The sequence below is a fragment of the Citrobacter sp. RHBSTW-00029 genome, from assembly GCF_014104295.1.
In the GTDB taxonomy this organism is placed as follows: Bacteria; Pseudomonadota; Gammaproteobacteria; order Enterobacterales; family Enterobacteriaceae; genus Citrobacter; species Citrobacter youngae.
The window spans coordinates 2,726,710-2,748,039 of sequence record NZ_JABXRT010000001.1 but is presented as its reverse complement, the minus strand read 5'-3'; the positions used below and the strand labels follow the sequence as shown (position 1 = coordinate 2,748,039).

The following is a 21,330-nucleotide window of genomic DNA, read 5'->3' as shown; positions in this document are numbered from 1 at the left end:
AAAAATTATTAAGAACTTATTGGCGCTATGTGTCTGAATTTAACCTTAATTAAATTGTGTTTATTGTTGTGCTTGAGTATTATTGGTTAATATTTATCCGCCATCAGTATGAACAAATCATGGATTGGATCAATGACATCAATGCCTGAAATAAAATATAACACTCGATGTTTATTCGGGTGATATGAATTATTTTTTATAAATTAAACTATTTTTGTACGCTGCATATGGAAGAGGTTATGAGAGGAAAAATACCCAAAACGGAGTTGCTGGTAACTTTTGAAGTGGTTGCGCGTCACGAAAGTTATACCCGGGCAGCTGAAGAGCTGGCTTTAACACAAAGTGCTGTTTTCCGCCAGGTGAATGCGCTAGAGGATTTTCTTAATACAGCGCTATTTAATCATGCCAAAAAGCGCATTTTTTTAAATGCGGCAGGCAAACACTATTTAACTATTGTTAAAGAAACACTGAACAAGCTTGAACGAGATACGACGACGATCATGACATGGCAGCCGACCGTACAAGTGATCGAACTGGCGGTTAACCCGACGTTCAGTACGCACTGGCTGATCCCAAACCTGCGTGAGTTCAATAAACTCAATCCTGATATTATCGTTAATATTCATTCTCTGGCGAATATTGGTGATTTTCTTAACCGGGAATATGACGCAGCGATCATGCGGGAAGATTTTTACTCGCCGTGGTCGGGGGTCGAGTACCTGTTCGAAGAGGAAATTCTGCCAGTGTGCAGCCGTTGCTTGCTTGCTGAACCGGACCGGAAGCTGTCCGTCGATGAACTGCTGAACGAATACCCGCTGTTGCATCAAAGTACCCGCATCAAAGGCTGGCAGGAATGGTTTGCGCTGTCCGATGTCAGCAGTCCGCTGGTGAATAAAGGTCCGCGATTTGATCTGTTGTCGATGCTGATTGCGGCGGTACGTTCCAATCTTGGCGTCGCATTGCTCCCCCGTTTTGCCATTCAGCACGATCTGGATAGTGGGGATATGGTGATTCCTTGCGATGTTCCAATGCGTACCGGGAATCGATTTATCATGACGTGGCGGGAGGAAAAATCAGAGTCCCTTCATTTGGAGATCTTCCGCAACTGGTTGCTAAATAAATCCGTGATGTCGGCTGCCTGATGGCGGCTTGCGCCTTATCAGGCCTACAGGTTTCGGTGTTCACCATAGGCCCGATAAGCGTATCGGTTTTGGGTAAATCGCCGGATGCGGCGTAAACGCCTTACCCGGCAAAAGAGCGATTACCAGTCGATCCCTGGCTGTGCCTGAATGCCGCTATCAAAAGCGTGTTTAACCGGGCGAAGCTCGCTGACCGTATCGGCAAGTTCAAGTAACAGCGCATGGCAACCGCGCCCGGTGACGATCACGCTCTGGTCGGCAGGGCGATTTTCGATGGCGCTGATTACCTCCTGCGTATCCAGATAGTGATAAGCCAACATATAGGTGAGTTCGTCCAGTACGACCAGATCGTAATGCGCATCAGCCAGCATGCGCTTACTTTCCTGCCACACAGCGGTGGCCGCCTCGATATCGGCTTCCCGGTTCTGGGTTTCCCAGGTAAAACCGGTACCCATAATATGAAACTCCACGCCGAGAGGGTGCAGTGTGTTGTACTCGCCATTATCCCACTGGCCTTTAATAAACTGCGCGACGCCAACGGTTTTTCCGTGACCAACCGCGCGTGTCGCCGTGCCGAAGGCTGCGGTAGATTTTCCTTTACCATTGCCGGTGAAGACAATCAGAATCCCTTTCTTCTCCGTTGCCGCCGCCACGCGGGTATCAACCTGCGCTTTCAGCTTCTGCTGACGCTGGCGATGTCGGTCATTGTTGGCTCGCGCTTCCATGATAGCTCCTTAATGTCCTGCCGGGCAGGTTGCGCAGCGATGCTGCTGCTCAAACTGACTGAAGAAGTTATTGCCTTTGTCATCTACTAATACGAACGCAGGCATATTTTTAACTTCCATCATCCACACCGCTTCCATGCCCAGTTCGGGATACTCAAGGCACTGCAGGCTCTTCACATACTGCTGGGCCAGCAGAGCCGCTGCGCCGCCAATGCTGCCGAGGCTAAATCCACCGTGTTTGTGACAGGCATCAGTGACCTGCTGACTGCGGTTACCCTTGGTGAGCATAATGAGACTTCCGCCTTGTGCCTGGAAAGCATCGACATACCCATCCATGCGTCCGCCGGTTGTCGGCCCCATGGAACCGCAGGCCTGGTTTTCGGGGGTTTTGGCGGGGCCGGCGTAATAAACGATATGTTTTTTCATGTATTCCGGCATCGGTTCGCCGTTATCCAGGCGCGCTTTGATGTTTGCGTGGGCGATATCTCGGGCAACAACAATTGGGCCGCTTAACGACAAACGAGTCCCGATGGGCAGGGCGGAAAGGTCATGCAGGATTTCGCGTAACGGACGGTTCAGATCCAGTTGAACTGTCTGGGCGCCATTTTCCACCCGCTGTGAATCAGGGATAAATTTGCCCGGGTTATGCTCGAGTTTCTCCAGCCAGATACCGTGTTTGTTAATTTTGGCCTTAATGTTGCGGTCGGCAGAACAGGAGAGGGCCATGGCGATAGGGCAGGAGCCGCCGTGGCGCGGTAAGCGAATTACGCGAATATCGTGGGCAAAGTATTTGCCGCCAAACTGCGCGCCGATGCCAAACTCGCGGCTGGCATTGAGCAGTTCGGCTTCCAGTGCTGTATCGCGGAACGCCTGACCCAGCTCGTTCCCGCTGGTGGGCAGGTTATCGTAATATTTGGTTGATGCCAGTTTGGCTGTCTTCAGCGCCTGATCGGCGGACAAGCCCCCAACCACGAAAGCGATGTGGTACGGCGGGCAAGCGGCGGTACCCAGCGATTTCATTTTTTCGATCAGGAAGGCTGTGAGCTTTTCCGGCTGCAGAATGGATTTGGTTTCCTGGAATAGCGCCGCCTTATTGGCAGAACCACCGCCTTTGTTGACGAACAGGAATTTATACTCATTACCCGGCGTGGCGCTGATGTCGATTTGCGCTGGCAGGTTAGTCTGGGTATTGACCTCGGTATACATGTCCAGCGGGGCATTTTGCGAGTAACGCAGATTGTTTTCGGTGAAGGTGGTATATACGCCTTTGCTCAAGGCTTCGGCGTCATCGCCGCCTGTCCAGACATGTTGTCCTTTGCAGGCCACAATGGTTGCCGTCCCGGTGTCCTGACAGTTAGGCAGGACGCCTTTGGCCGAAACCTCAGCGTTGCGCAGCAGTTGTAATGCGACGTACTTATCGTTACCGCTGGCCTGCGGGTCGTGCAAAATGCTGGCTATCTGTTTCAAATGTCCGGCGCGCAGAAAAAATGAAGCCTCATAAAATGCCTGCTGTGCTAATAAGGTTAACGCTTCAGGCGCTACCTTAATCACTTCCTCTCCGTCTAACTCCGTTACCGTTACGTGCTGGTTACTCAGTAATTCATACTCGGTATTATCTTTACTCTGAACAAAGAGTTCCTGCCAGACAAATGGTTTAGACATGTTTACTTCTCACCTCTTCGTATTGTTTGCCGGATAAGCAATGTGCCATCCGGCGTAAAGTTATTTGGCTAAAAAGACGTTGGCTTTTGTCGCTTCGGCGACATATTCGATAGTTTTCTGGGCACGAACGCTGTTTCCGGCTTCATCAAGCGGCGGAGAATAGACCGCAATCGCATATTCGCCTGGGACGACGGCAACCATGCCGCCGCCGACGCCGCTTTTCGCCGGAATGCCAACGGTGTACAGCCATTTACCGCTGCCGTCGTACAGTCCGGCAATCGCCATTTCCGCCAGCACCTGCGGAACATATTTTTCATTCAGCAACTGCTTGCCGTTGAAGGGCGATTTCCCTTTGTTCGCCAGTACGGCACCCATTTTGGCCAGTTGCTCAACGGTGATATCCACCGAGCACTGACGGGTATAAATTTCGACGGCGTCATCGGTGTTGCCATAGAAGCTGTTATAGGATTCCATCAGCTTCGCCAGCGCCTGATTGTGCTGGTTGGTCTCCATTTCAGATTTGTAAACCGGCTCATTAACCGTGAGCGTGGCATCGGCCCAGACGTTCAGGTTGTCGAGGATTTTGTTCCAGCGATCGGTTTTGTCTTTGGCTTCAATCAGACTAACGGTGCTCATGGCTCCGGCGTTTACCAGCGGGTTTTCCGGCGCACCTTTGGTCAGTTCAACCGCTAAACCGGAATTAAATGGCATGCCAGTGGCATTGGCCCCGAGTTTATCCAGCACTACCTGAGGACCGTGCTGTTCCATGGCGAGCGCCATGGTGAAGACTTTACTCAGCGATTCCATGGGAAAGGGTTTGTTAACATCGCCAACCTGGTAGATTTTTCCGTCCACCGTAGCAATAGTGATGGCAAAATTATTTGGGCTGTAGCTCGCCAGGGCAGGGATGTAGTCGGCGACTTTTCCATCATTGTTACTTTTGTACTTTTGATGCGCCTGTTCTATCAGTCTGGCGTAGTCCGGCGCGGTTTGCGCGAATGAGGTAGCGCTAAACAAGACGCTGAAAGAAAAGAGACTCACGCCGAGCAGAGTTTTAGTCATGGTGCTTTCCTGTTGGGGTACTTATCATGCGCCGGATGGCGGCGTACCGCCTGATCCGGCCTACGGATAATTAAACGTTATGTAGGCCGGATAAGCGCAAGCGCCATCCGGCAATAACGAGGTATCAGGACAACGCGACTTCTGTTTCGGTGACCGGGCGGTCTTGCTCCGGTGTTTTGACTGGCGCTGTTCCGCGGCAGCCTGAACCAAAGTGTTCACCTTCCCAGCGACCTACAATGGCAGCGCCCATGGCATTACTCATGACGTTGGTGGCGGAACGACCCATATCGAGGAACGGATCGACGCCCATCAGCAGGATCAAACCGGCTTCCGGAATGTTGAACTGGTTCAGGGTCGCGGCGATAACAACCATCGAGGCACGCGGTACACCCGCCATCCCTTTAGAGGTCAGCATCAGAATTAACAGCATGGTAATTTGCTCGCCCATGCTCAACTCAATGTTGCACGCCTGGGCAATAAAGACGGTGGCAAAGGAGCAATAGGCCATGGAGCCTACGAGGTTAAAGGAGTAACCGATCGGCAGAACGAAGCTGGCAATTTTTGAGGAAACGCCGAATTTTTCCAGTTTATCCAGCGTGCCCGGGAAGGCTGCTTCAGAACTGGAGGTCGTAAAGGCCAGCAGTGCAGGCTCGAAGATTGATTTGGTCAAACGCGCGATGCAAGGCCCGACTATCATGGTTGACAGGCCAATCAGAATTGCCCACAGCATACCCAGCGTCAGGTAGAATTCACCCATGAAGATCCCGGCGCTGACCATCACACCCAGACCACGTTCGGCAATCAAACCTGAAATAGCGGCAAAAACAGTCAGTGGGGCAAACAGCATGACGTAGCCTGTCAGCTTCAGCATCACGTGTACCAGCGAATCCAGAACCTTAACGATAGGCTCGGCTTTTTCACCAATAGCGGCCAGGCTGCAACCGAGGAAAATGGAGAACACCACGATCTGCAGGATTTCGTTACGCGCCATCGCGTCAACGATACTGGTTGGTACGGCATGTGAGATAAAGACTTTCAGCGTGAAGGGTTCAGACTTAACGGCGGCAACAGCGCCTGCGTCATGAGCAACAAAATTGATACCTGCGCCCGGCTGGAAGATATTAACGATAACCAGACCCAAGGCGATCGACAGCAGTGAGGCACAAATAAACAGGAAAAAGGTTTTAGAAAATATACGACCCAGCGTTTTGGCATCGCCCATCTTGGCAATACCGACAACCAGAGTTGAAATAACCAATGGCGCAATAATCATCTTCACCATACGTAGGAATATAGTGGTGAAAATGGAAATATCCTGTGCATATGATTTTGCTGTTTCAGCCGCGGCCATATTATTAATGGCCACCCCGGCAATCATGCCGAGTATCAGGCCTAATATGATCATCTTGGTTAAACTTATTTTCTTCATGTGTACTCCATCGGATAAAGGCTGGTAATTGGAATAATGTAGGGTGGCGTGTTCCTGAGCCTGGACAGCAGCTCAGGCGCACGCCTGTTGTGACCAACCGCATGAATATTCGAAGCACTGTGATACAGCTGAACTCTGTGCTCCAATGGCTGTTATTGTGTTTTTTTGTTACAGATCGAATTCAATACTTAATAATGGTGCGTGTTGCTGCGCGCCATAAACATCATTGTCACCGACATTGCCGGAAATAATATCGCGCGGCATGACAATTTTTACGGCATTTGCCGGATCGAACCACACAATATTGTGAATAAAGTCAGGTTCGACATTATATAACCCAGCAATAAGTTGCGGAGTTAATTGCTCTGAGCGTTTTACGCGCTGATAGTCTTCCCGGGTTTTAAACAAAATATCTAAAACCAGTTCGTACGGTCCGGCATTTTTTGAGCGAATGACCTGCGCCAGTGAACAAATTGAGTGTTTCATGCCTGAACTCCTTCTGGCGTCACCTGCTCAATGTGGAAATCAAACCGCAGTGCATCGCTGGCTTCAATCAGGTGATAGATCGAGAACTCATACACCGGCCCACTCTGAATATCAGATGGCGAGAACGGGAAGGCGAGGTTGCCCGCCGTGGCAATACGATTTTCATAGCCGTAGTGCAACAGGGTAGAGCGCACCAGCGAGCAAACGCTGTTGGCGATATCCTGCGTCGGCGCAACGACGTCCAGTAAAATCCCCAGTTCATGACCCGCGGTTTTCATCGGCTCATGGTTGCCCATCACGCCGTTCTTCCCGTACAGGTGGAACGTCATGCGGATGCTGTCGTCATTCAGGGAGAGGTTACGTGCTACGCTTGCCTGTACCTCTTCGAGAATGGTGTCAATTCCGGCAATCATAATCGGGTCGCGCGTTCCGGCGATGGTCAGGCAGCGGAAGCCAACCTGACGCGCGCCTTCCAGTTTCAACGCATACGGTGTTTCTTCATGACGTGAACCGCTGACATACACTTCGCCCTCGTTAACCTGGGTAAAGGTGCACGCTTTCAGGTTCAGCACACCGCCCGGTCCCGGCAGGAAGTACGGATCGGACTTCTCATACAGGGTGTGCGCCGCAGCAGACGTTTCAGTGAACTTACGCTTGGGATTGAACGCCTTCAGCGTAAAGCCGTTGTCGTCGATAATGCCCATCGCACAATCGGAGCCGGAGCCGGGGGTTGCTGCAATGGCAGCACACTCAAGGATCTTACCGCAGTGCAGCGCCAGACCTTCATCAAAGCCTTGCATAATCGGCAGCGCCGCGAAGCAGGCTGGATCGTAAGCGCGTCCGCCCAGAACAACCTGTGCCCCCGCTTTCAGCGCACGCTGGAAAGGTTCGACACCCATCTGCGCGACGATGTAGGTACTCTCTTCAATCGCCTCGTGAGTCAGTTCAGGCACAAAATCGAGCGCGGTGATTTTGCCGTTATCCAGCGCCTGATGAACGATTTCTTTGTCGACATCAGACGGGATCAGCGCCATTGAGAAGGACAGTTTTTCTTCCTGGGCAATCTCATGGATTATCTGGCGACACCACTCCAGATGCGGAGCGGCACCAGAACCACCGGCGGTACCGATCACGACCGGGATGTTGTTCTTAACGCCCGCCACGATCATATAGCGCAGATCGCGTTTTACCCCGGCTCTGTCGGTAAAGGGTTTACCTGCCCCCAGGTAGTGGGGGCCAGGATCGGAGGAACCTGCGTCAACAGCAATAAGATCCGGTGACTCTTCCATGGCTTTACGAAAACTTTCTTCCGGGAAGCCATAACCCAGGATAGCCGTCGGCGATAAGATCTTAAATGTGCGTGCCATCTCTTAATCCTTAGTTTGCAACAACGCGATGGTGCGATTCATCTCGTTAAACACGATGTTGAGACCTTCATCGAAACCCATACCCGGTTTAACCAGCATACGCATCGGACGCGCGGCAAGCGCCACGTGTACGCAGGTGCGGGCACTGATCTCGGTTTCGTTACAAGTACCGCCCTGATAAGCTTCCATGGCGTGTTTGTTGCAATACAGCACCGCATCAACGATGTTGTGAATACCGCCAAGATCAGGGGTTTTGATCTGTACCATGTGGCAGCTGCCCGCATCGGTAAAGTCCACGATATCCTGATAGGTGTTACACCATTCGTCGGCGACAATTTTCACGCCGGAACCCAGACGGGTCAGCTCTTTGGTGATGGCAGTCAACATGCGGATCTGATCCGGCTTGTTACCGGCATCTACCGGACCTTCAATGTACAGCGGCAGGCCTTGAGCTTCGGCTTCCAGGCTGGCGATGTATTCGGCGCAGCGCACGGGATCCATATCGAAGATCAGACCGATCGTGCCGTACACATCAATATGCAGCGTTGGGTGATAACGTTCGCTGGTGCGCAGGCTTAAAATGCGGTCGGACAACCAACGTACATACTCACGCAGTTTTTCGCCTTTAAAGCCCAGTTTCTCTTCCACGTTGTTGATCAGCGCATGCGGCAGGACGTCCACCCCTTTGAGGATCATTTTGTCAACGGCGATATAACGGTCGTCGCCGCTCTGACCAAATAATGGAATGGCTTCCGGCACGCACGGCAGTTGCCATTCATCGCAAACCACTTCAGTTTTCAGACGACCGGTAGCCAGCGCTGCCGCGTCGAGCAGCGCCTGAGACAGACCATAGCGGACGGCGGTATGCAGCAGATGGCCGTCAATTCGCAGTTGATCAAAGAAACGGGCGTTCGGCAGGAACGCATCAACGTCACGGCCTTCCAGCAGCGGTTTGATGTGATCGTTGAGGAACGGAATGAAATTTTCTGCCAGGAATAGCGGATCACGGCCACCTGCACCTGAATATTGCACCGCTGCGCAATCGCCCACCGCTACCGCGCCATTTTCCAGAATCAGTTGCACGGAAACGCATTCACCCGCCTGACGAACAGAGGTAAATCCAGGTGTTACCGGATCGCCGGTATAGATAAACCCGTCATGACCGGCGCCATTTTTGATGGCCTGCTGATCGTCAAAATAAAATGAGGAGTAGCCAGCGGTGAAAAGGGCCTTTTTGATTTTCATTATGGTCTTCCTATTAATTTACTGTGGGATACGGCGTTGATGTCATCAATGACCATCTGGAAAGAAGGCTTGCGGCCTTCAAAATGTGCGCGCTCTGCGACATAGTCGTGGTGCAGGGCGAGAATATCTTTCGGCAGTGGAACCGCACCGGCTTCGAGAATACGGATGGCGCCTGTGTTATCGCGCACCGGCAGAATTTTGCCCGCATTGCAGGCGGCAGGTGCGAACGGCACATCCAGTACGCCAGCTTCAAAGGCCAGCACTGTACCGCGCGCAATGTCGCCATTACCCAGTTCGAAGACTTTTTTCAGTACTGCGCGGACTTCACTCTTAATCAGTTCGACTTCCTGCTCGACGGCAGCGCATTGCGGGAATTTCTGGTCGCTGACCATGTTGAGCATCTGGCGTGACGCTTTCAGACCCTGGGCGTTGGCTGCAGCCGTTGGGATACCGAACGCTTCGTGCGGGCTTTTGGTAATGACTTTCGTGGCACCGGACATACCGGCAACCGCCGCACCCCAGGCGATAACGGAGAAGGCTTTCGCTTCATCTTCCGGGAATCCGCCCATCCACTGGTGGAAAACGGTACTCAGTTCGTAATCGTCGAAGCCGTGGTTATGGAAGTATTCGTGGGACAGTTCACGCAGCGCCTGAATGGCGGCAATATCCTGCGTCAGGCTACCGACCTGGCCGTAGCCGACGGTAATGGATTTCACGCCTTGTTCCAGCGCCAGCAGACCTTCAATAATCGCCACCGAGTGGGACATAAACGGCGGGATCAGGGTACCGGTCAGCGGGCCAAACGGCTCACGGTTGATGCGAATGCCGTTCTCTTCGTACAGACCCATCAGACGGTCGCAGTACTGCCAGTCGCGAATGGATTTTTCCAGGGTGACGCGTTTGGCGTAAGGGATGTTGTAGGAGATACCGCCACCTTCGTAGCTGGTAAAGCCACTGGCCATGGCGATTTCAGCCAGCAGGCGCGCATCCGGCGTTCCGTGGCGGACCTGGATTGGTTTTTCCAGCGACTCAGTCATACGGCGGCAGGCAGCAACCCCATGATTGACGACGGGTAAACCATTCAGTTTGGAGGTGCCCGCCTCGATAGATTTTTGGATCCCGACAGCTGCTTCTTCATAGCGGTTCAGACGGGTATAGGCATCGATGGTACTTGGCAGGAGGTCACATTCTTCCTGCAATGTTTTAAGCAGCTCAATATGTTCATCCATGAGTGCGACGCCTGCACGCGGCTGGCTCAGCGTTTTACCTTCTTGATCGGCCTTCAACAGCGCGAGGGAGAAGCGTTTTGAATCTGGAATTGATTGCTGGTACTTCACGCCATCTTCGAATTTCTCAACGTCTTTGCCGGTTTCCCAGGTTTGCAACACCTGGTGCCTTTCGGTCATGAATTCGTCGTGGGTCAATTTTTTATTTCGAAGTTCCATTCGTAGCTGCCTTTAGTTTTGTAGGGTTAAACACTGAATGCTGGTGCGAGCAGCGGCTTGCGGGTACAGCCTGGCGACGTTTGCCAGTAGCGGGAGCAGGCCATTTGAATCGCGGTAATACTCAAACTGATTCGGTAACAGAATTCTTTTACCCTGGTCGTCCAGCTCCCGGTATTTAAGCCAGTTATGGATATCGAACTGGCTGGCGCGAGAGAGCCATCCCCCTGAACCGACGACTTTGCGTACGGTGGTGAGATCGCGACCCATCTGTAAATCCACGTTACCGACGCAGGTGCAAACCTGCTTCTTAGTGCCCGCGTGGCGCTCAGTGGCATAGCCCACGCACAAACCGGCTAACAAAGTGTCGAAATATTTCTCTTCCTCGTTGACCGGCAGGTAGTCCGGCTGCCCAACCAGATGGCGCAGGTAGCGATAAAACGCTTCCTCACGTTGTGGTTGTTGGGCGAAAACAACTTTCACCATATCCTGCGTGCTTTCTCCCACCACGACGGCGGAAACGCGCATGCCCAAATCACCTTCAACGGTACGTTTGACGAACGGTTCAGGGACACCATGCAGGACCGTATCGGGGGAGAGGGTATTCGCGCTGGCTGAATAGACATCCGTGGTGGCGCCACCCATATCAATCAGCATGAACTCCTTCCATGCGTTGTCGTAATCGCTAATGGCTTTGACTAACTCATAGACCGTCCATGGCGTCGGCATTGGCTCTTCGCCTGTTTCGCCAACAATGACGTCCAGACCTTTACCTTTGACAATGCGTGACAAGAACACATCGCAAATCGCCTGGCGCGCGGCAAACGGATTCGGGTGATCGAGATCCGGCAGAATGTTGTCTACCGTGGTCAGATCTTTGTGTCCCAGAATCGTTTGTATTTCGTCCTGAATGTCCCGGTTTCCGGCGTAGATAATGGCGCAATCAAGCTTTGAACCTGCCAGCGCGTGCGCATTCGCCAGGCCGTAGCTTTCTTCGCCGCCGTCTGTACCGCCGGTAAACAACAGAATATCTGGCGGTGCAGATTCCAGTTCCTGGATGTCATGACGGTTCAGTTTGTACGAATAATATTGCGCGATTTTCGCTCCTGCCGAATGGGCGGTAACTTTTGCCGATTCCAGCGTAATGGAAGGCACCAGCCCCATTGCTGCCACGGCGAGTCCACCTTTGGCCGAGGAGGAGTATTTCAACTGCACTTCACCACTTTTCAGTAACGGGCGAGCATCGGCAACGTTCAGCACCTGATTCAGGCTGGCAAAAAAACCGTCTGCCAGATGATGTGTGGTGGTTGGGGTCAGGACATGGTTTACCAGGGTTAATTCCTCACCTTCATGGGCGAAGAGGGCTGCCTTGGTCCATGTCGAGCCGATATCGACAGAAACTGTTTGCATCAGATGGCCTCTTCCAGGCAACGCTGCTCGAGGCCATTGTGTTGGTGAATATCATTAGTGATAAGCGCACAGACATCTTCCAGGTCGTGGCTCGGTGCGAAGACGCGGTTAAACCCCATCTCTTTAAATTTCACTTCCACATCGGCGAAGTCATGTTTTCCGACGACCAGGTTGCCGCCGACGTACAACAGGATGTCGCCGAGGCCACGTTCAATACAGCGCTCACGCAAGCCGAGGCAGTCAATGTCGCCGTGGCCGTAGATGGAAGACACCACGATGGCATCAGCGCCTGTTTCAATCGCGGCATCAATATATTCATCCTGGCTCACCATCACCCCGAGGTTGATTACGTGAAAATCATGAGCAGTAAAAACGCGATCCAGAACTTTATTGCCTACTGCATGGCAGTCAGCACCGATGACGCCAATAACAAGTGTAGATTTCTTCATGGGTAATCCTCTGTAGGGCTGATGGTCAATAAGTGAAAATTGTTTTCTAATATTTAGAGCATGGGTTTTGACAACCTTTTAATAGGGTTGGAGTTTCTGTGGAAGCGGAAAAGGAAGCAATTGATCTATTTTCAAAATATCCTGCGCAAAATGATTGTTATATTTTGCCTTCATAAAAATTCATTTAAATCAATGTGTTATAAATTAATTTCCATTGGTTATTTTATTTATTAGCGAATTACCTAATAAACCACTTGCCATGTTTGTGATCGAAATCTTATTTTGTGGCGCAGGCTTTGTCAGGGGTGTTTTTAATAATTTCGAAAATGGTATTCGCTAAATAACTTGTGAACGGCATAACGGTTTTTTATTTATTAATCTTATATGTCGTAAATTTTTTTTGTTAAATTTAAGATAAAAATGATAATGAATTGTTCGGAATATATATATTCTTTGGCATAGAAGCGATGTTGTGGTGGGAGTGATAACTTACAGTGATGATTTAAGCGAAACGGCGGGTCTCTGCAGGGAGATCGCCAAACCTCAGGGCGTCGGTCAATGCTTGCCGCTTCGCTTCCAGTTGAGATAGTTACATTGTGGTGTTAATTATAAGTAAAATTAAAATGAATGATTTGTATTAAATAATGATTACAGGACTTGCTAAACAAAAAACTGTGAGCTACCCAGCAATAGTGACTCTTTATCTGTCCATAATTTTGTCCCCCAGACTGGTTAAAAGATCGTGTAGATTTAAATAAATATCCTATCATTTGTAGTAACGGCAATTACTCATTGAAAAACATATCGTTAACATGGCGTTCACTAGTCACGCTAGCGATAAACACTATTAACATTTAAATTGAAAATTGATTTAAATCAATGTTTAAAACTTGGTAAACATCACCAAATGAGGTTAAATTGCTGCAGATCAAATTGGTCTGAAAGTGATAAATTAGCTATAAATTGATCACTATCGAAAAATGCAAATTTACCTCGATAAAAACCTGTTTATTGTAAGGATTTTACGGCGTAATATAATTGCGGGATCAATTTGAGTGTTTTATTAACATGTTTGTAACCTTTCATCATTGTCCTTTCTTCAAATGAGAAGAAAGAGCAGCGGGGGAAGGAAGCAAATAAATTTGTATTGGGGCATGCGTGTGACCCTTTCTAACGGGGTTCACTCTCGGAGTCTTCATGCGATGAGCAAGGAGTCATGATGTTAGATATAGTCGAACTGTCGCGCTTACAGTTTGCCTTGACCGCGATGTACCACTTCCTGTTTGTGCCACTGACGCTCGGTATGGCGTTCTTGTTGGCCATCATGGAAACGGTCTACGTCCTTTCCGGCAAACAGATTTATAAAGATATGACCAAGTTCTGGGGCAAGTTGTTTGGTATCAACTTCGCTCTGGGTGTGGCAACCGGTCTGACCATGGAGTTCCAGTTCGGGACTAACTGGTCTTACTATTCCCACTATGTAGGGGATATTTTCGGTGCGCCGCTGGCGATTGAAGGTTTGATGGCCTTCTTCCTCGAATCCACCTTTGTAGGTCTGTTCTTCTTCGGCTGGGACCGTTTGGGTAAAGTCCAGCATATGTGCGTCACCTGGCTGGTGGCCTTAGGTTCAAACCTGTCCGCACTGTGGATTCTGGTTGCGAACGGCTGGATGCAAAACCCAATCGCTGCGGATTTCAACTTTGAAACCATGCGTATGGAGATGCTGAGCTTCTCTGAACTGGTGCTCAACCCGGTTGCTCAGGTGAAATTTGTTCACACTGTGGCTTCTGGTTATGTTTGTGGCGCGATGTTCGTTCTGGGTATCAGCTCCTACTATATGCTGCGCGGCCGTGACTTCGCGTTTGCTAAACGTTCTTTTGCTATCGCTGCCAGCTTTGGTATGGCTGCCATTCTGTCTGTTATCGTTCTGGGTGATGAATCTGGTTACGAAATGGGCGACGTGCAGAAAACCAAACTTGCTGCTATTGAAGCCGAGTGGGAAACCCAACCTGCACCGGCATCCTTTACGCTGTTCGGTATTCCGGACCAGGATGCGCAGGAAAACCATTTTGCGATTCAAATTCCTTATGCCCTGGGCATCATCGCTACCCGCTCCGTTGATACACCGGTCATTGGTCTGAAAGATCTGATGGTGCAGCACGAAGAGCGTATCCGTAACGGGATGAAAGCGTATCAACTGCTGGAAGAACTGCGTGCAGGTTCTACCGATCAGGCTGTTCGCGACCAGTTCAACAGCATGAAGAAAGATCTGGGCTATGGTCTGCTGCTGAAACGCTATACGGATAACGTCACCGACGCGACCGAAGCGCAAATTCAGCAGGCAACGAAAGATTCTATCCCTCGCGTTGCGCCGCTGTACTTCGCTTTCCGTATCATGGTGGCATGCGGCATTCTGATGCTGGCAATTATCGCGGTGTCCTTCTGGACTGTGCTTCGTAACCGTATCGGTGAGAAAAAATGGCTGCTGCGCACCGCGCTGTATGCGATTCCTCTGCCGTGGATTGCTATTGAATCCGGTTGGTTTGTCGCAGAGTACGGTCGTCAACCGTGGGCGATTGGTGAAGTGTTACCAACAGCCGTAGCGAACTCTTCGCTGACTGCTGGCGACCTCATCTTCTCGATGCTGTTGATTTGCGGCCTGTATACCCTGTTCCTGGTGGCTGAACTGTATCTGATGTTCAAGTTCGCACGCCTTGGGCCGAGTAGCCTGAAAACCGGTCGTTATCACTACGAGCAGTCCACTGTGACTTCTCAGCCGGCACGCTAAGACAGGAGTCGTCAAATGATCGATTATGAAGTATTGCGTTTTATCTGGTGGCTGCTGGTTGGCATTCTGCTGATTGGTTTCGCGGTCACTGATGGCTTCGACATGGGGGTGGGCATGCTCACCCGTTTCCTCGGTCGTAATGATACCGAGCGTCGAATTATGATTAACTCCATCGCCCCGCACTGGGACGGTAACCAGGTTTGGCTCATCACCGCGGGTGGCGCACTGTTCGCTGCCTGGCCGATGGTGTATGCCGCTGCGTTCTCCGGTTTCTATGTGGCGATGATCCTGGTTCTGGCGTCCTTGTTCTTCCGTCCGGTCGGTTTTGACTACCGCTCCAAGATTGAAGACATGCGCTGGCGCAACATGTGGGACTGGGGCATCTTCATCGGTAGCTTCGTGCCGCCGCTGGTTATCGGTGTTGCGTTTGGCAACCTGCTGCAAGGTGTTCCGTTCCACATGGATGAGTACATGCGCTTGTACTACACCGGTAACTTCTTCCAGTTGCTGAATCCGTTTGGTCTGCTGGCAGGGGTTGTGAGCGTAGGGATGATCATCACTCAGGGCGCAACCTATCTGCAGATGCGTACCGTAGGCGAACTACATCTGCGTGCACGTACCACCTCACAGGTTGCGGCGCTGGTGACTCTGGTTTGCTTCGCACTGGCCGGCGTTTGGGTTATTTACGGTATTGATGGTTATGTTGTGACTTCCGCACTGGATCACCACGCCGCCTCTAACCCGATGACCAAAGAAGTGGCGCGTGAAGCGGGCGCATGGATGGTGAACTTTAACAATGCACCTATTCTGTGGCTGGTTCCGGCGTTGGGCGTGGTTCTGCCGCTGCTGACTATTCTGACTTCCCGTATGGAGAAAGGGGCCTGGGCGTTCATCTTCTCCTCACTGACGTTAGCCTGCATCATCCTGACTGCCGGTATCGCGATGTTCCCGTTTGTGATGCCATCCAGCACCATGATGAATGCGAGTCTGACCATGTGGGATGCAACGTCCAGTCAGCTGACGCTGAATCTGATGACGTATGTAGCTTGTGTGTTCGTACCGATCATTCTGCTGTACACCGGCTGGTGTTACTGGAAGATGTTTGGTCGCATCACCAAAGAAGATATTGAAAGCAACACCCACTCTCTGTACTAAGTAAGGAGCTTAAAATGTGGTATTTCGCATGGATTTTGGGAACGCTTCTTGCCTGTGCATTTGGGATAATCACAGCGCTGGCGCTTGAGCACGTTGAATCAGGCAAGGCCGGACAAGAAGACAGTTGATGATCAACATTATCGCGATGGTATACAACGCGATGGACAAGCGCCCCTTGCGGGCGCTTTCATTTGTGCTGGCAATCGTATTGGCCGGCTGCATATTCTGGGATCCGTCACGTTTCGCGGCCAAAACCAGTGAGCTTGAAATCTGGCATGGTTTTCTGCTGATGTGGGCGGTCTGCGCAGGCATCATTCACGGCGTTGGCTTTCGTCCTCGCGCCGTACACTGGCAGGGCATCTTCTGCCCGCTGATCGCAGATATCGTCCTCGTTGTTGGTCTGATTTTCTTCTTCTTTTGAATAAGAAACATCCTTAAATATTTATGGGCTTGCATAAGCCCATAATTTTTTACTCTCCGTTTACTTTCCCCCATTCCAAAGCACCATTCCCGCGCGTATAGTAGCGAAGTTTGAAAGCACTAACCTAATTGCATTACCGGGATGTAAAGTGAAGACAGCGCGATATACAACGACATTCTTGATGCATCGCGGCGGCAAGAACGCGAGTCACCAGGCGCTTACAACGTTAAGCGACCGGTGTGAGTGGGCGAAGCCAACAAAGAGGCAGTAAGAATGAATAAGTATATTTTTCGATGGCCGGTTCGTGTCTATTATGAAGACACCGATGCCGGTGGGGTGGTTTATCACGCCAGCTACGTCGCTTTTTATGAAAGAGCACGCACAGAGATGCTGCGTCATCATCACTTTAGTCAGCAGGTTCTGTTGGCCGAACGTGTAGCCTTTGTGGTGCGCAAGATGACTCTGGAGTATTTTGCGCCTGCCCGGCTTGACGATATGCTCGAAGTCCAAACCGAAATTACGTCAATGCGTGGCACCTCATTGGTTTTCACGCAACGCATTGTCAACGCAGAGAACGTCGTGCTGAATGAAGCCGAAGTTCTGATTGTTTGCGTTGATCCACTCAAAATGAAGCCTCGTGCGCTTCCCAAGTCTATTGTCGCGGAGTTTAAGCAGTGACTGACATGAATATCCTTGATTTGTTCCTGAAGGCAAGCCTTCTGGTTAAACTTATCATGTTGATTTTGATTGGTTTCTCAATCGCATCCTGGGCCATTATTATCCAGCGGACCCGTATTCTTAATGCTGCTTCACGTGAAGCCGAAGCGTTTGAAGACAAGTTCTGGTCCGGCATTGAATTGTCGCGCCTGTACCAGGAAAGCCAGGGGCGTCGTGATAATCTGGCGGGTTCAGAGCAAATTTTCTACAGCGGATTCAAAGAATTTGCGCGTCTGCATAGGGCGAATAGTCATGCGCCGGAAGCGGTCGTTGAGGGGGCATCCCGTGCGATGCGTATCTCGATGAACCGTGAACTGGAAACGCTGGAAACGCATATTCCATTCCTCGGCACTGTCGGCTCCATCAGCCCGTATATCGGTCTGTTCGGTACCGTTTGGGGGATCATGCACGCATTTATCGCGCTGGGCGCGGTAAAACAGGCGACGCTGCAAATGGTTGCACCGGGTATCGCGGAAGCGTTGATTGCAACGGCCATCGGTCTGTTTGCGGCAATTCCGGCGGTTATGGCTTACAACCGACTGAATCAGCGCGTGAACAAGCTGGAACTGAATTACGACAACTTTATGGAAGAGTTCACCGCGATTCTGCACCGCCAGGCGTTTACCGTTAGCGAGAGCAACAAGGGGTAAACCATGGCCAGAACGCGTGGACGAGGTCGTCGCGAACTTAAGTCTGAAATCAATATTGTACCGTTGCTCGACGTACTGCTGGTGCTGTTGCTGATCTTTATGGCAACCGCGCCGATCATTACGCAGAGTGTGGAAGTCGACCTGCCGGATGCGACTGAATCGCAAGCCGTCAGCAGTAACGACGAGCCACCGGTCATTATTGAAGTTTCCGGTGTTGGGCAATACAGCGTGGTGGTTGAAAAAGACAGGATGGATCAGCTGCCGCCGGAGCAGGTTATCGCGGAAGCGAAGAGCCGCCTGCAGACCAATCCGAAAACGGTATTTTTAATCGGTGGTGCGAAAGACGTGCCTTATGATGAAATAATTAAAGCGCTGAACTTGTTACACAGTGCAGGCGTTAAATCGGTTGGCTTGATGACGCAGCCAATCTGATGACTGCGTATTGCTGGCTTGAAAGATAGCGCGTAACAGGCGAACAGTTTTTTGGGAACCGAGAGTGTCAAAGGCAACCGAACAAAACGACAAGCTCAAAAGGGCGATAATTATTTCAGCGGTGCTGCATGTCATTTTATTTGCAGCGCTGATCTGGAGTTCGTTCGATGAGCACATTGATGCTTCAGCCGGCGGCGGTGGCGGTTCGTCCATCGACGCCGTTATGGTCGATCCTGGTGCTGTTGTTCAACAGTACGACAGGCAGCAGCAACAGCAGGCAAGTGCGAAACGTGCAGAAGAACAGCGTGAGAAACAGGCGCAGCAGCAGGCCGAGGAGCTTCGTGAGAAGCAGGCGGCAGAGCAAGAGCGTCTGAAACAGCTGGAGAAAGAACGTTTAGCGGCGCAGGAAAAAGTGCGCGAGCAGGCGGAACAGCAGAAACAGGCTGAAGCCGCTGCGGCGAAAGCACAGGAGCAACAAAAGCAGGCTGAAGAGGCTGCGGCGAAGGCTGCTGCAGATGCGAAAGCTAAAGCAGATGCTCAGGCGAAACAAGCGGCAGATGCCGCGAAGAAAGCCGCTGCTGATGCACAGAAGAAAGCTGAGGCGGAAGCTGCAAAAGCGGCTGCCGATGCTAAGAAGGTTGCCGAAGCACAAGCTGCTAAGGCAGCCGCGGACGCTGCGAAGAAAGCTCAAGCTGAAGCCGCTAAGCAAGCAGCAGCCGAGAAAGCTGCCGCTGAGAAAGCAGAAAAAGCCGCCGCCGCGAAAGCTGCCGCTGCTGAAAAGGCTGCCGCTGACAAGAAAGCTGCTGCTGAAAAAGCTGCAGCAGATAAAAAGGCTGCAGCCGAGAAAGCTGCTGCCGATAAGAAAGCTGCGGCAGATAAAGCCGCTGCTGCGAAAAAAGCCGCTGCCGAAAAAGCCGCTGCCGCTTCGGGTGTTGACGACTTATTAGGTGACTTAAGCTCCGGTAAGAATGCACCGAAATCGGGCGGTGGAGCGAAAGGAAACGGCCAACCGGCGAAAGATAGTGGTACAAGTGGTGCAAATGGCGGTGCATCTGGCGCTGATATCAGTGCTTACGCATCTCAAATTCGTAATGCGATTCAGAGTCGTCTGTATGGCGCCGATTTGTATGCGGGTAAATCCTGCGTATTACATATCAAGTTAGCACCTGATGGTCTGCTACTGGATGTGACCGAAGAGGGCGGGGATCCGGCATTGTGCCAGGCTGCGCTGACGGCTGCGAAAACAGCCAGAATTCCTAAGCCGCCTAGCCAGGCTGTTTATGAAAAAGTAAAAGATGCCAAACTGGACTTTAAACTGTAATAACGACCCCTGAGGAATCGGGGGAAACAGTCTAAGGTTGAGACAGAGTTCTGGTAGTTTTGTGTATTTGAGTTTGTTAACATTCTGCTAAATTATCGTGGGCGTTCCGTCCAGATAAGGGAGATATGATGAAGCAGGCATTACGAGTAGCATTTGGTTTTCTGATGCTGTGGGCAGCAGTGCTGCATGCAGAAGTACGTATCGAGATCACCCAAGGGGTGGACTCGGCACGCCCGATTGGTGTTGTCCCGTTCCAGTGGGCAGGGCCGGGCGCTGCACCTGAAGATATCGGTGGTATCGTAGGTGCTGACCTGCGTAACAGCGGTAAATTTAACCCATTAGACCGTTCTCGCCTGCCGCAGCAGCCGGGGACTGCGGCTGAAGTTCAGCCTGCTGCATGGTCTGCCCTGGGTATTGATGCCGTAGTGGTTGGCCAGGTTACGCCAAACCCGGATGGTTCCTATAGCGTTGCATATCAACTGGTTGATACCGGTGGCGCACCAGGTACCGTACTGGCACAGAACACATATAAAGTGAACAAGCAGTGGCTGCGTTATGCGGGCCATACCGCAAGTGACGAAGTTTTTGAAAAACTGACCGGTATTAAGGGCGCATTCCGTACTCGTATCGCGTATGTTGTTCAGACGAACGGTGGTCAGTTCCCGTACGAATTACGTGTGTCTGACTACGATGGTTACAACCAGTTTGTCGTTCACCGCTCTCCGCAGCCGCTGATGTCTCCGGCGTGGTCTCCGGACGGTTCTAAACTGGCCTACGTTACCTTCGAAAGCGGTCGTTCAGCGCTGGTTATTCAGACGTTGTCCAACGGCGCAGTGCGTCAGGTTGCCTCGTTCCCGCGTCACAACGGTGCACCTGCGTTTTCTCCGGATGGCAGCAAACTGGCGTTTGCCCTGTCTAAAACCGGTAGCCTGAATCTGTATGTCATGGACATCGGTTCTGGTCAGATCCGTCAGGTCACTGATGGTCGTAGCAACAACACGGAACCTACCTGGTTCCCGGACAGCCAAAACCTGGCCTTTACGTCTGACCAGGCCGGTCGTCCGCAGGTGTATAAAGTTAACGTCAACGGCGGTGCTCCGCAGCGTATTACCTGGGAAGGTTCACAAAACCAGGATGCTGATGTCAGCAGCGACGGTAAGTTTATGGTAATGGTAAGCTCGGCTAATGGTCAGCAGCACATTGCCAAACAAGATCTGGTAGCGGGTGGCGTACAAGTTCTGTCGTCAACGTTCCTGGACGAAACGCCAAGTCTGGCACCTAACGGCACTATGGTAATCTACAGCTCTTCTCAGGGGATGGGATCCGTGCTGAATTTGGTTTCTACAGATGGGCGTTTCAAAGCGCGTCTTCCGGCAACTGATGGTCAGGTTAAATTCCCTGCCTGGTCGCCGTATCTGTGATAATAAATA

20 protein-coding genes are annotated in these 21,330 nt (G+C 51.3%); 10 read left to right on the top strand and 10 right to left on the bottom strand.

Annotated elements, in window-relative coordinates; translation table 11 throughout:
- Positions 1-239 precede the first annotated feature (239 nt).
- Positions 240-1,142 carry a LysR family transcriptional regulator gene (locus HV041_RS13560; RefSeq protein WP_048212250.1) on the top strand — a complete coding sequence of 301 codons (903 nt, stop codon included), beginning with the start codon at positions 240-242 and terminating at the stop codon, positions 1,140-1,142.
- 119 nt (positions 1,143-1,261) lie between these two features.
- On the opposite strand, the gene cobO is transcribed toward HV041_RS13560, so the two are convergent.
- From cobO to glmS, 10 genes are all read right to left on the bottom strand, one after another.
- Entirely contained in the window at positions 1,262-1,864 is a 603-nt protein-coding gene (gene cobO / locus HV041_RS13555) for a cob(I)yrinic acid a,c-diamide adenosyltransferase (RefSeq protein WP_048212249.1), read from the bottom strand.
- Positions 1,865-1,873: 9 nt separating this feature from the next.
- Entirely contained in the window at positions 1,874-3,526 is a 1,653-nt protein-coding gene (locus tag HV041_RS13550) for a class I fumarate hydratase (RefSeq protein ID WP_048212248.1), read from the bottom strand.
- Positions 3,527-3,586: 60 nt separating this feature from the next.
- Positions 3,587-4,588 carry a glutaminase A gene (gene glsA / locus HV041_RS13545; RefSeq protein WP_048212247.1) on the bottom strand — a complete coding sequence of 334 codons (1,002 nt, stop codon included), beginning with the start codon at positions 4,586-4,588 and terminating at the stop codon, positions 3,587-3,589.
- A gap of 124 nt (positions 4,589-4,712) precedes the next feature.
- Positions 4,713-6,017 carry a dicarboxylate/amino acid:cation symporter gene (locus HV041_RS13540; protein ID WP_048212246.1) on the bottom strand — a complete coding sequence of 435 codons (1,305 nt, stop codon included), beginning with the start codon at positions 6,015-6,017 and terminating at the stop codon, positions 4,713-4,715.
- A gap of 168 nt (positions 6,018-6,185) precedes the next feature.
- A complete protein-coding gene (locus tag HV041_RS13535) occupies positions 6,186-6,503 on the bottom strand; it encodes a DUF4387 domain-containing protein (protein WP_048212245.1) in 318 nt (105 codons plus the stop codon).
- Positions 6,500-7,870, bottom strand: coding sequence for an acyclic terpene utilization AtuA family protein (locus HV041_RS13530; protein WP_003022951.1), 1,371 nt, complete (start codon positions 7,868-7,870; stop codon positions 6,500-6,502). Before HV041_RS13530 ends, HV041_RS13535 begins: the two co-directional genes overlap by 4 nt.
- Before the next feature lie 3 nt (positions 7,871-7,873).
- On the bottom strand, positions 7,874-9,115 hold the full coding sequence (locus HV041_RS13525) for a methylaspartate ammonia-lyase (protein ID WP_005122534.1): 1,242 nt from the start codon (positions 9,113-9,115) through the stop codon (positions 7,874-7,876).
- Positions 9,115-10,560, bottom strand: a complete 1,446-nt coding sequence (locus tag HV041_RS13520; RefSeq protein WP_048212243.1) for a methylaspartate mutase subunit E — start codon at positions 10,558-10,560, stop codon at positions 9,115-9,117. The genes HV041_RS13525 and HV041_RS13520 overlap by 1 nt, the downstream gene beginning before the upstream one ends.
- 12 nt (positions 10,561-10,572) lie before the next feature.
- Positions 10,573-11,967 (bottom strand): methylaspartate mutase accessory protein GlmL, encoded by a 1,395-nt coding sequence (gene glmL / locus HV041_RS13515; RefSeq protein WP_061067545.1) that lies wholly within the window; start codon positions 11,965-11,967, stop codon positions 10,573-10,575.
- Positions 11,967-12,416: a methylaspartate mutase subunit S gene (gene glmS / locus HV041_RS13510; RefSeq protein ID WP_003022963.1), complete on the bottom strand. Its 450-nt coding sequence runs from the start codon at positions 12,414-12,416 to the stop codon at positions 11,967-11,969. Before glmS ends, glmL begins: the two co-directional genes overlap by 1 nt.
- A 1,219-nt stretch (positions 12,417-13,635) precedes the next feature.
- On the opposite strand from glmS, the gene cydA reads away from it, so the two are divergent.
- From cydA to tolB, 9 genes are all read left to right on the top strand, one after another.
- Positions 13,636-15,204: a cytochrome ubiquinol oxidase subunit I gene (gene cydA, locus HV041_RS13505; protein WP_121584374.1), complete on the top strand. Its 1,569-nt coding sequence runs from the start codon at positions 13,636-13,638 to the stop codon at positions 15,202-15,204.
- Positions 15,205-15,219: 15 nt separating this feature from the next.
- Positions 15,220-16,359 (top strand): cytochrome d ubiquinol oxidase subunit II, encoded by a 1,140-nt coding sequence (gene cydB / locus HV041_RS13500; RefSeq protein ID WP_005125441.1) that lies wholly within the window; start codon positions 15,220-15,222, stop codon positions 16,357-16,359.
- 14 nt (positions 16,360-16,373) lie between these two features.
- Positions 16,374-16,487 carry a cytochrome bd-I oxidase subunit CydX gene (cydX, locus tag HV041_RS13495; RefSeq protein WP_003022970.1) on the top strand — a complete coding sequence of 38 codons (114 nt, stop codon included), beginning with the start codon at positions 16,374-16,376 and terminating at the stop codon, positions 16,485-16,487.
- Positions 16,488-16,489: 2 nt separating this feature from the next.
- Positions 16,490-16,780 carry a cyd operon protein YbgE gene (gene ybgE / locus HV041_RS13490; protein WP_161958617.1) on the top strand — a complete coding sequence of 97 codons (291 nt, stop codon included), beginning with the start codon at positions 16,490-16,492 and terminating at the stop codon, positions 16,778-16,780.
- Positions 16,781-17,053: 273 nt separating this feature from the next.
- Positions 17,054-17,458 (top strand): tol-pal system-associated acyl-CoA thioesterase, encoded by a 405-nt coding sequence (gene ybgC, locus HV041_RS13485; RefSeq protein ID WP_005125439.1) that lies wholly within the window; start codon positions 17,054-17,056, stop codon positions 17,456-17,458.
- Positions 17,455-18,147 carry a Tol-Pal system protein TolQ gene (gene tolQ / locus HV041_RS13480; RefSeq protein ID WP_003022976.1) on the top strand — a complete coding sequence of 231 codons (693 nt, stop codon included), beginning with the start codon at positions 17,455-17,457 and terminating at the stop codon, positions 18,145-18,147. Before ybgC ends, tolQ begins: the two co-directional genes overlap by 4 nt.
- Positions 18,148-18,150: 3 nt before the next feature.
- The gene (tolR, locus tag HV041_RS13475; protein ID WP_005125437.1) at positions 18,151-18,579 is read left to right on the top strand and encodes a colicin uptake protein TolR; all 429 of its coding nucleotides are present in this window, start codon (positions 18,151-18,153) and stop codon (positions 18,577-18,579) included.
- Positions 18,580-18,643: 64 nt separating this feature from the next.
- Positions 18,644-19,900, top strand: a complete 1,257-nt coding sequence (gene tolA / locus HV041_RS13470; protein ID WP_003022980.1) for a cell envelope integrity protein TolA — start codon at positions 18,644-18,646, stop codon at positions 19,898-19,900.
- Positions 19,901-20,028: 128 nt separating this feature from the next.
- Positions 20,029-21,321, top strand: coding sequence for a Tol-Pal system beta propeller repeat protein TolB (gene tolB / locus HV041_RS13465; protein WP_038638949.1), 1,293 nt, complete (start codon positions 20,029-20,031; stop codon positions 21,319-21,321).
- Positions 21,322-21,330: the final 9 nt, after the last annotated feature.

Excerpts from the sequence above, each read along its gene's own strand:
- HV041_RS13560 (WP_048212250.1), top strand. The coding sequence starts at position 240 with ATGAGAGGAAAAATACCCAAAACGGAGTTGCTGGTAACTTTTGAAGTG.
- cobO (WP_048212249.1), bottom strand. The coding sequence starts at position 1,864 with ATGGAAGCGCGAGCCAACAATGACCGACATCGCCAGCGTCAGCAGAAG.
- HV041_RS13550 (WP_048212248.1), bottom strand. The coding sequence starts at position 3,526 with ATGTCTAAACCATTTGTCTGGCAGGAACTCTTTGTTCAGAGTAAAGAT.
- glsA (WP_048212247.1), bottom strand. The coding sequence starts at position 4,588 with ATGACTAAAACTCTGCTCGGCGTGAGTCTCTTTTCTTTCAGCGTCTTG.
- HV041_RS13540 (WP_048212246.1), bottom strand. The coding sequence starts at position 6,017 with ATGAAGAAAATAAGTTTAACCAAGATGATCATATTAGGCCTGATACTC.
- HV041_RS13535 (WP_048212245.1), bottom strand. The coding sequence starts at position 6,503 with ATGAAACACTCAATTTGTTCACTGGCGCAGGTCATTCGCTCAAAAAAT.
- HV041_RS13530 (WP_003022951.1), bottom strand. The coding sequence starts at position 7,870 with ATGGCACGCACATTTAAGATCTTATCGCCGACGGCTATCCTGGGTTAT.
- HV041_RS13525 (WP_005122534.1), bottom strand. The coding sequence starts at position 9,115 with ATGAAAATCAAAAAGGCCCTTTTCACCGCTGGCTACTCCTCATTTTAT.
- HV041_RS13520 (WP_048212243.1), bottom strand. The coding sequence starts at position 10,560 with ATGGAACTTCGAAATAAAAAATTGACCCACGACGAATTCATGACCGAA.
- glmL (WP_061067545.1), bottom strand. The coding sequence starts at position 11,967 with ATGCAAACAGTTTCTGTCGATATCGGCTCGACATGGACCAAGGCAGCC.
- glmS (WP_003022963.1), bottom strand. The coding sequence starts at position 12,416 with ATGAAGAAATCTACACTTGTTATTGGCGTCATCGGTGCTGACTGCCAT.
- cydA (WP_121584374.1), top strand. The coding sequence starts at position 13,636 with ATGTTAGATATAGTCGAACTGTCGCGCTTACAGTTTGCCTTGACCGCG.
- cydB (WP_005125441.1), top strand. The coding sequence starts at position 15,220 with ATGATCGATTATGAAGTATTGCGTTTTATCTGGTGGCTGCTGGTTGGC.
- cydX (WP_003022970.1), top strand. The coding sequence starts at position 16,374 with ATGTGGTATTTCGCATGGATTTTGGGAACGCTTCTTGCCTGTGCATTT.
- ybgC (WP_005125439.1), top strand. The coding sequence starts at position 17,054 with ATGAATAAGTATATTTTTCGATGGCCGGTTCGTGTCTATTATGAAGAC.
- tolR (WP_005125437.1), top strand. The coding sequence starts at position 18,151 with ATGGCCAGAACGCGTGGACGAGGTCGTCGCGAACTTAAGTCTGAAATC.
- tolB (WP_038638949.1), top strand. The coding sequence starts at position 20,029 with ATGAAGCAGGCATTACGAGTAGCATTTGGTTTTCTGATGCTGTGGGCA.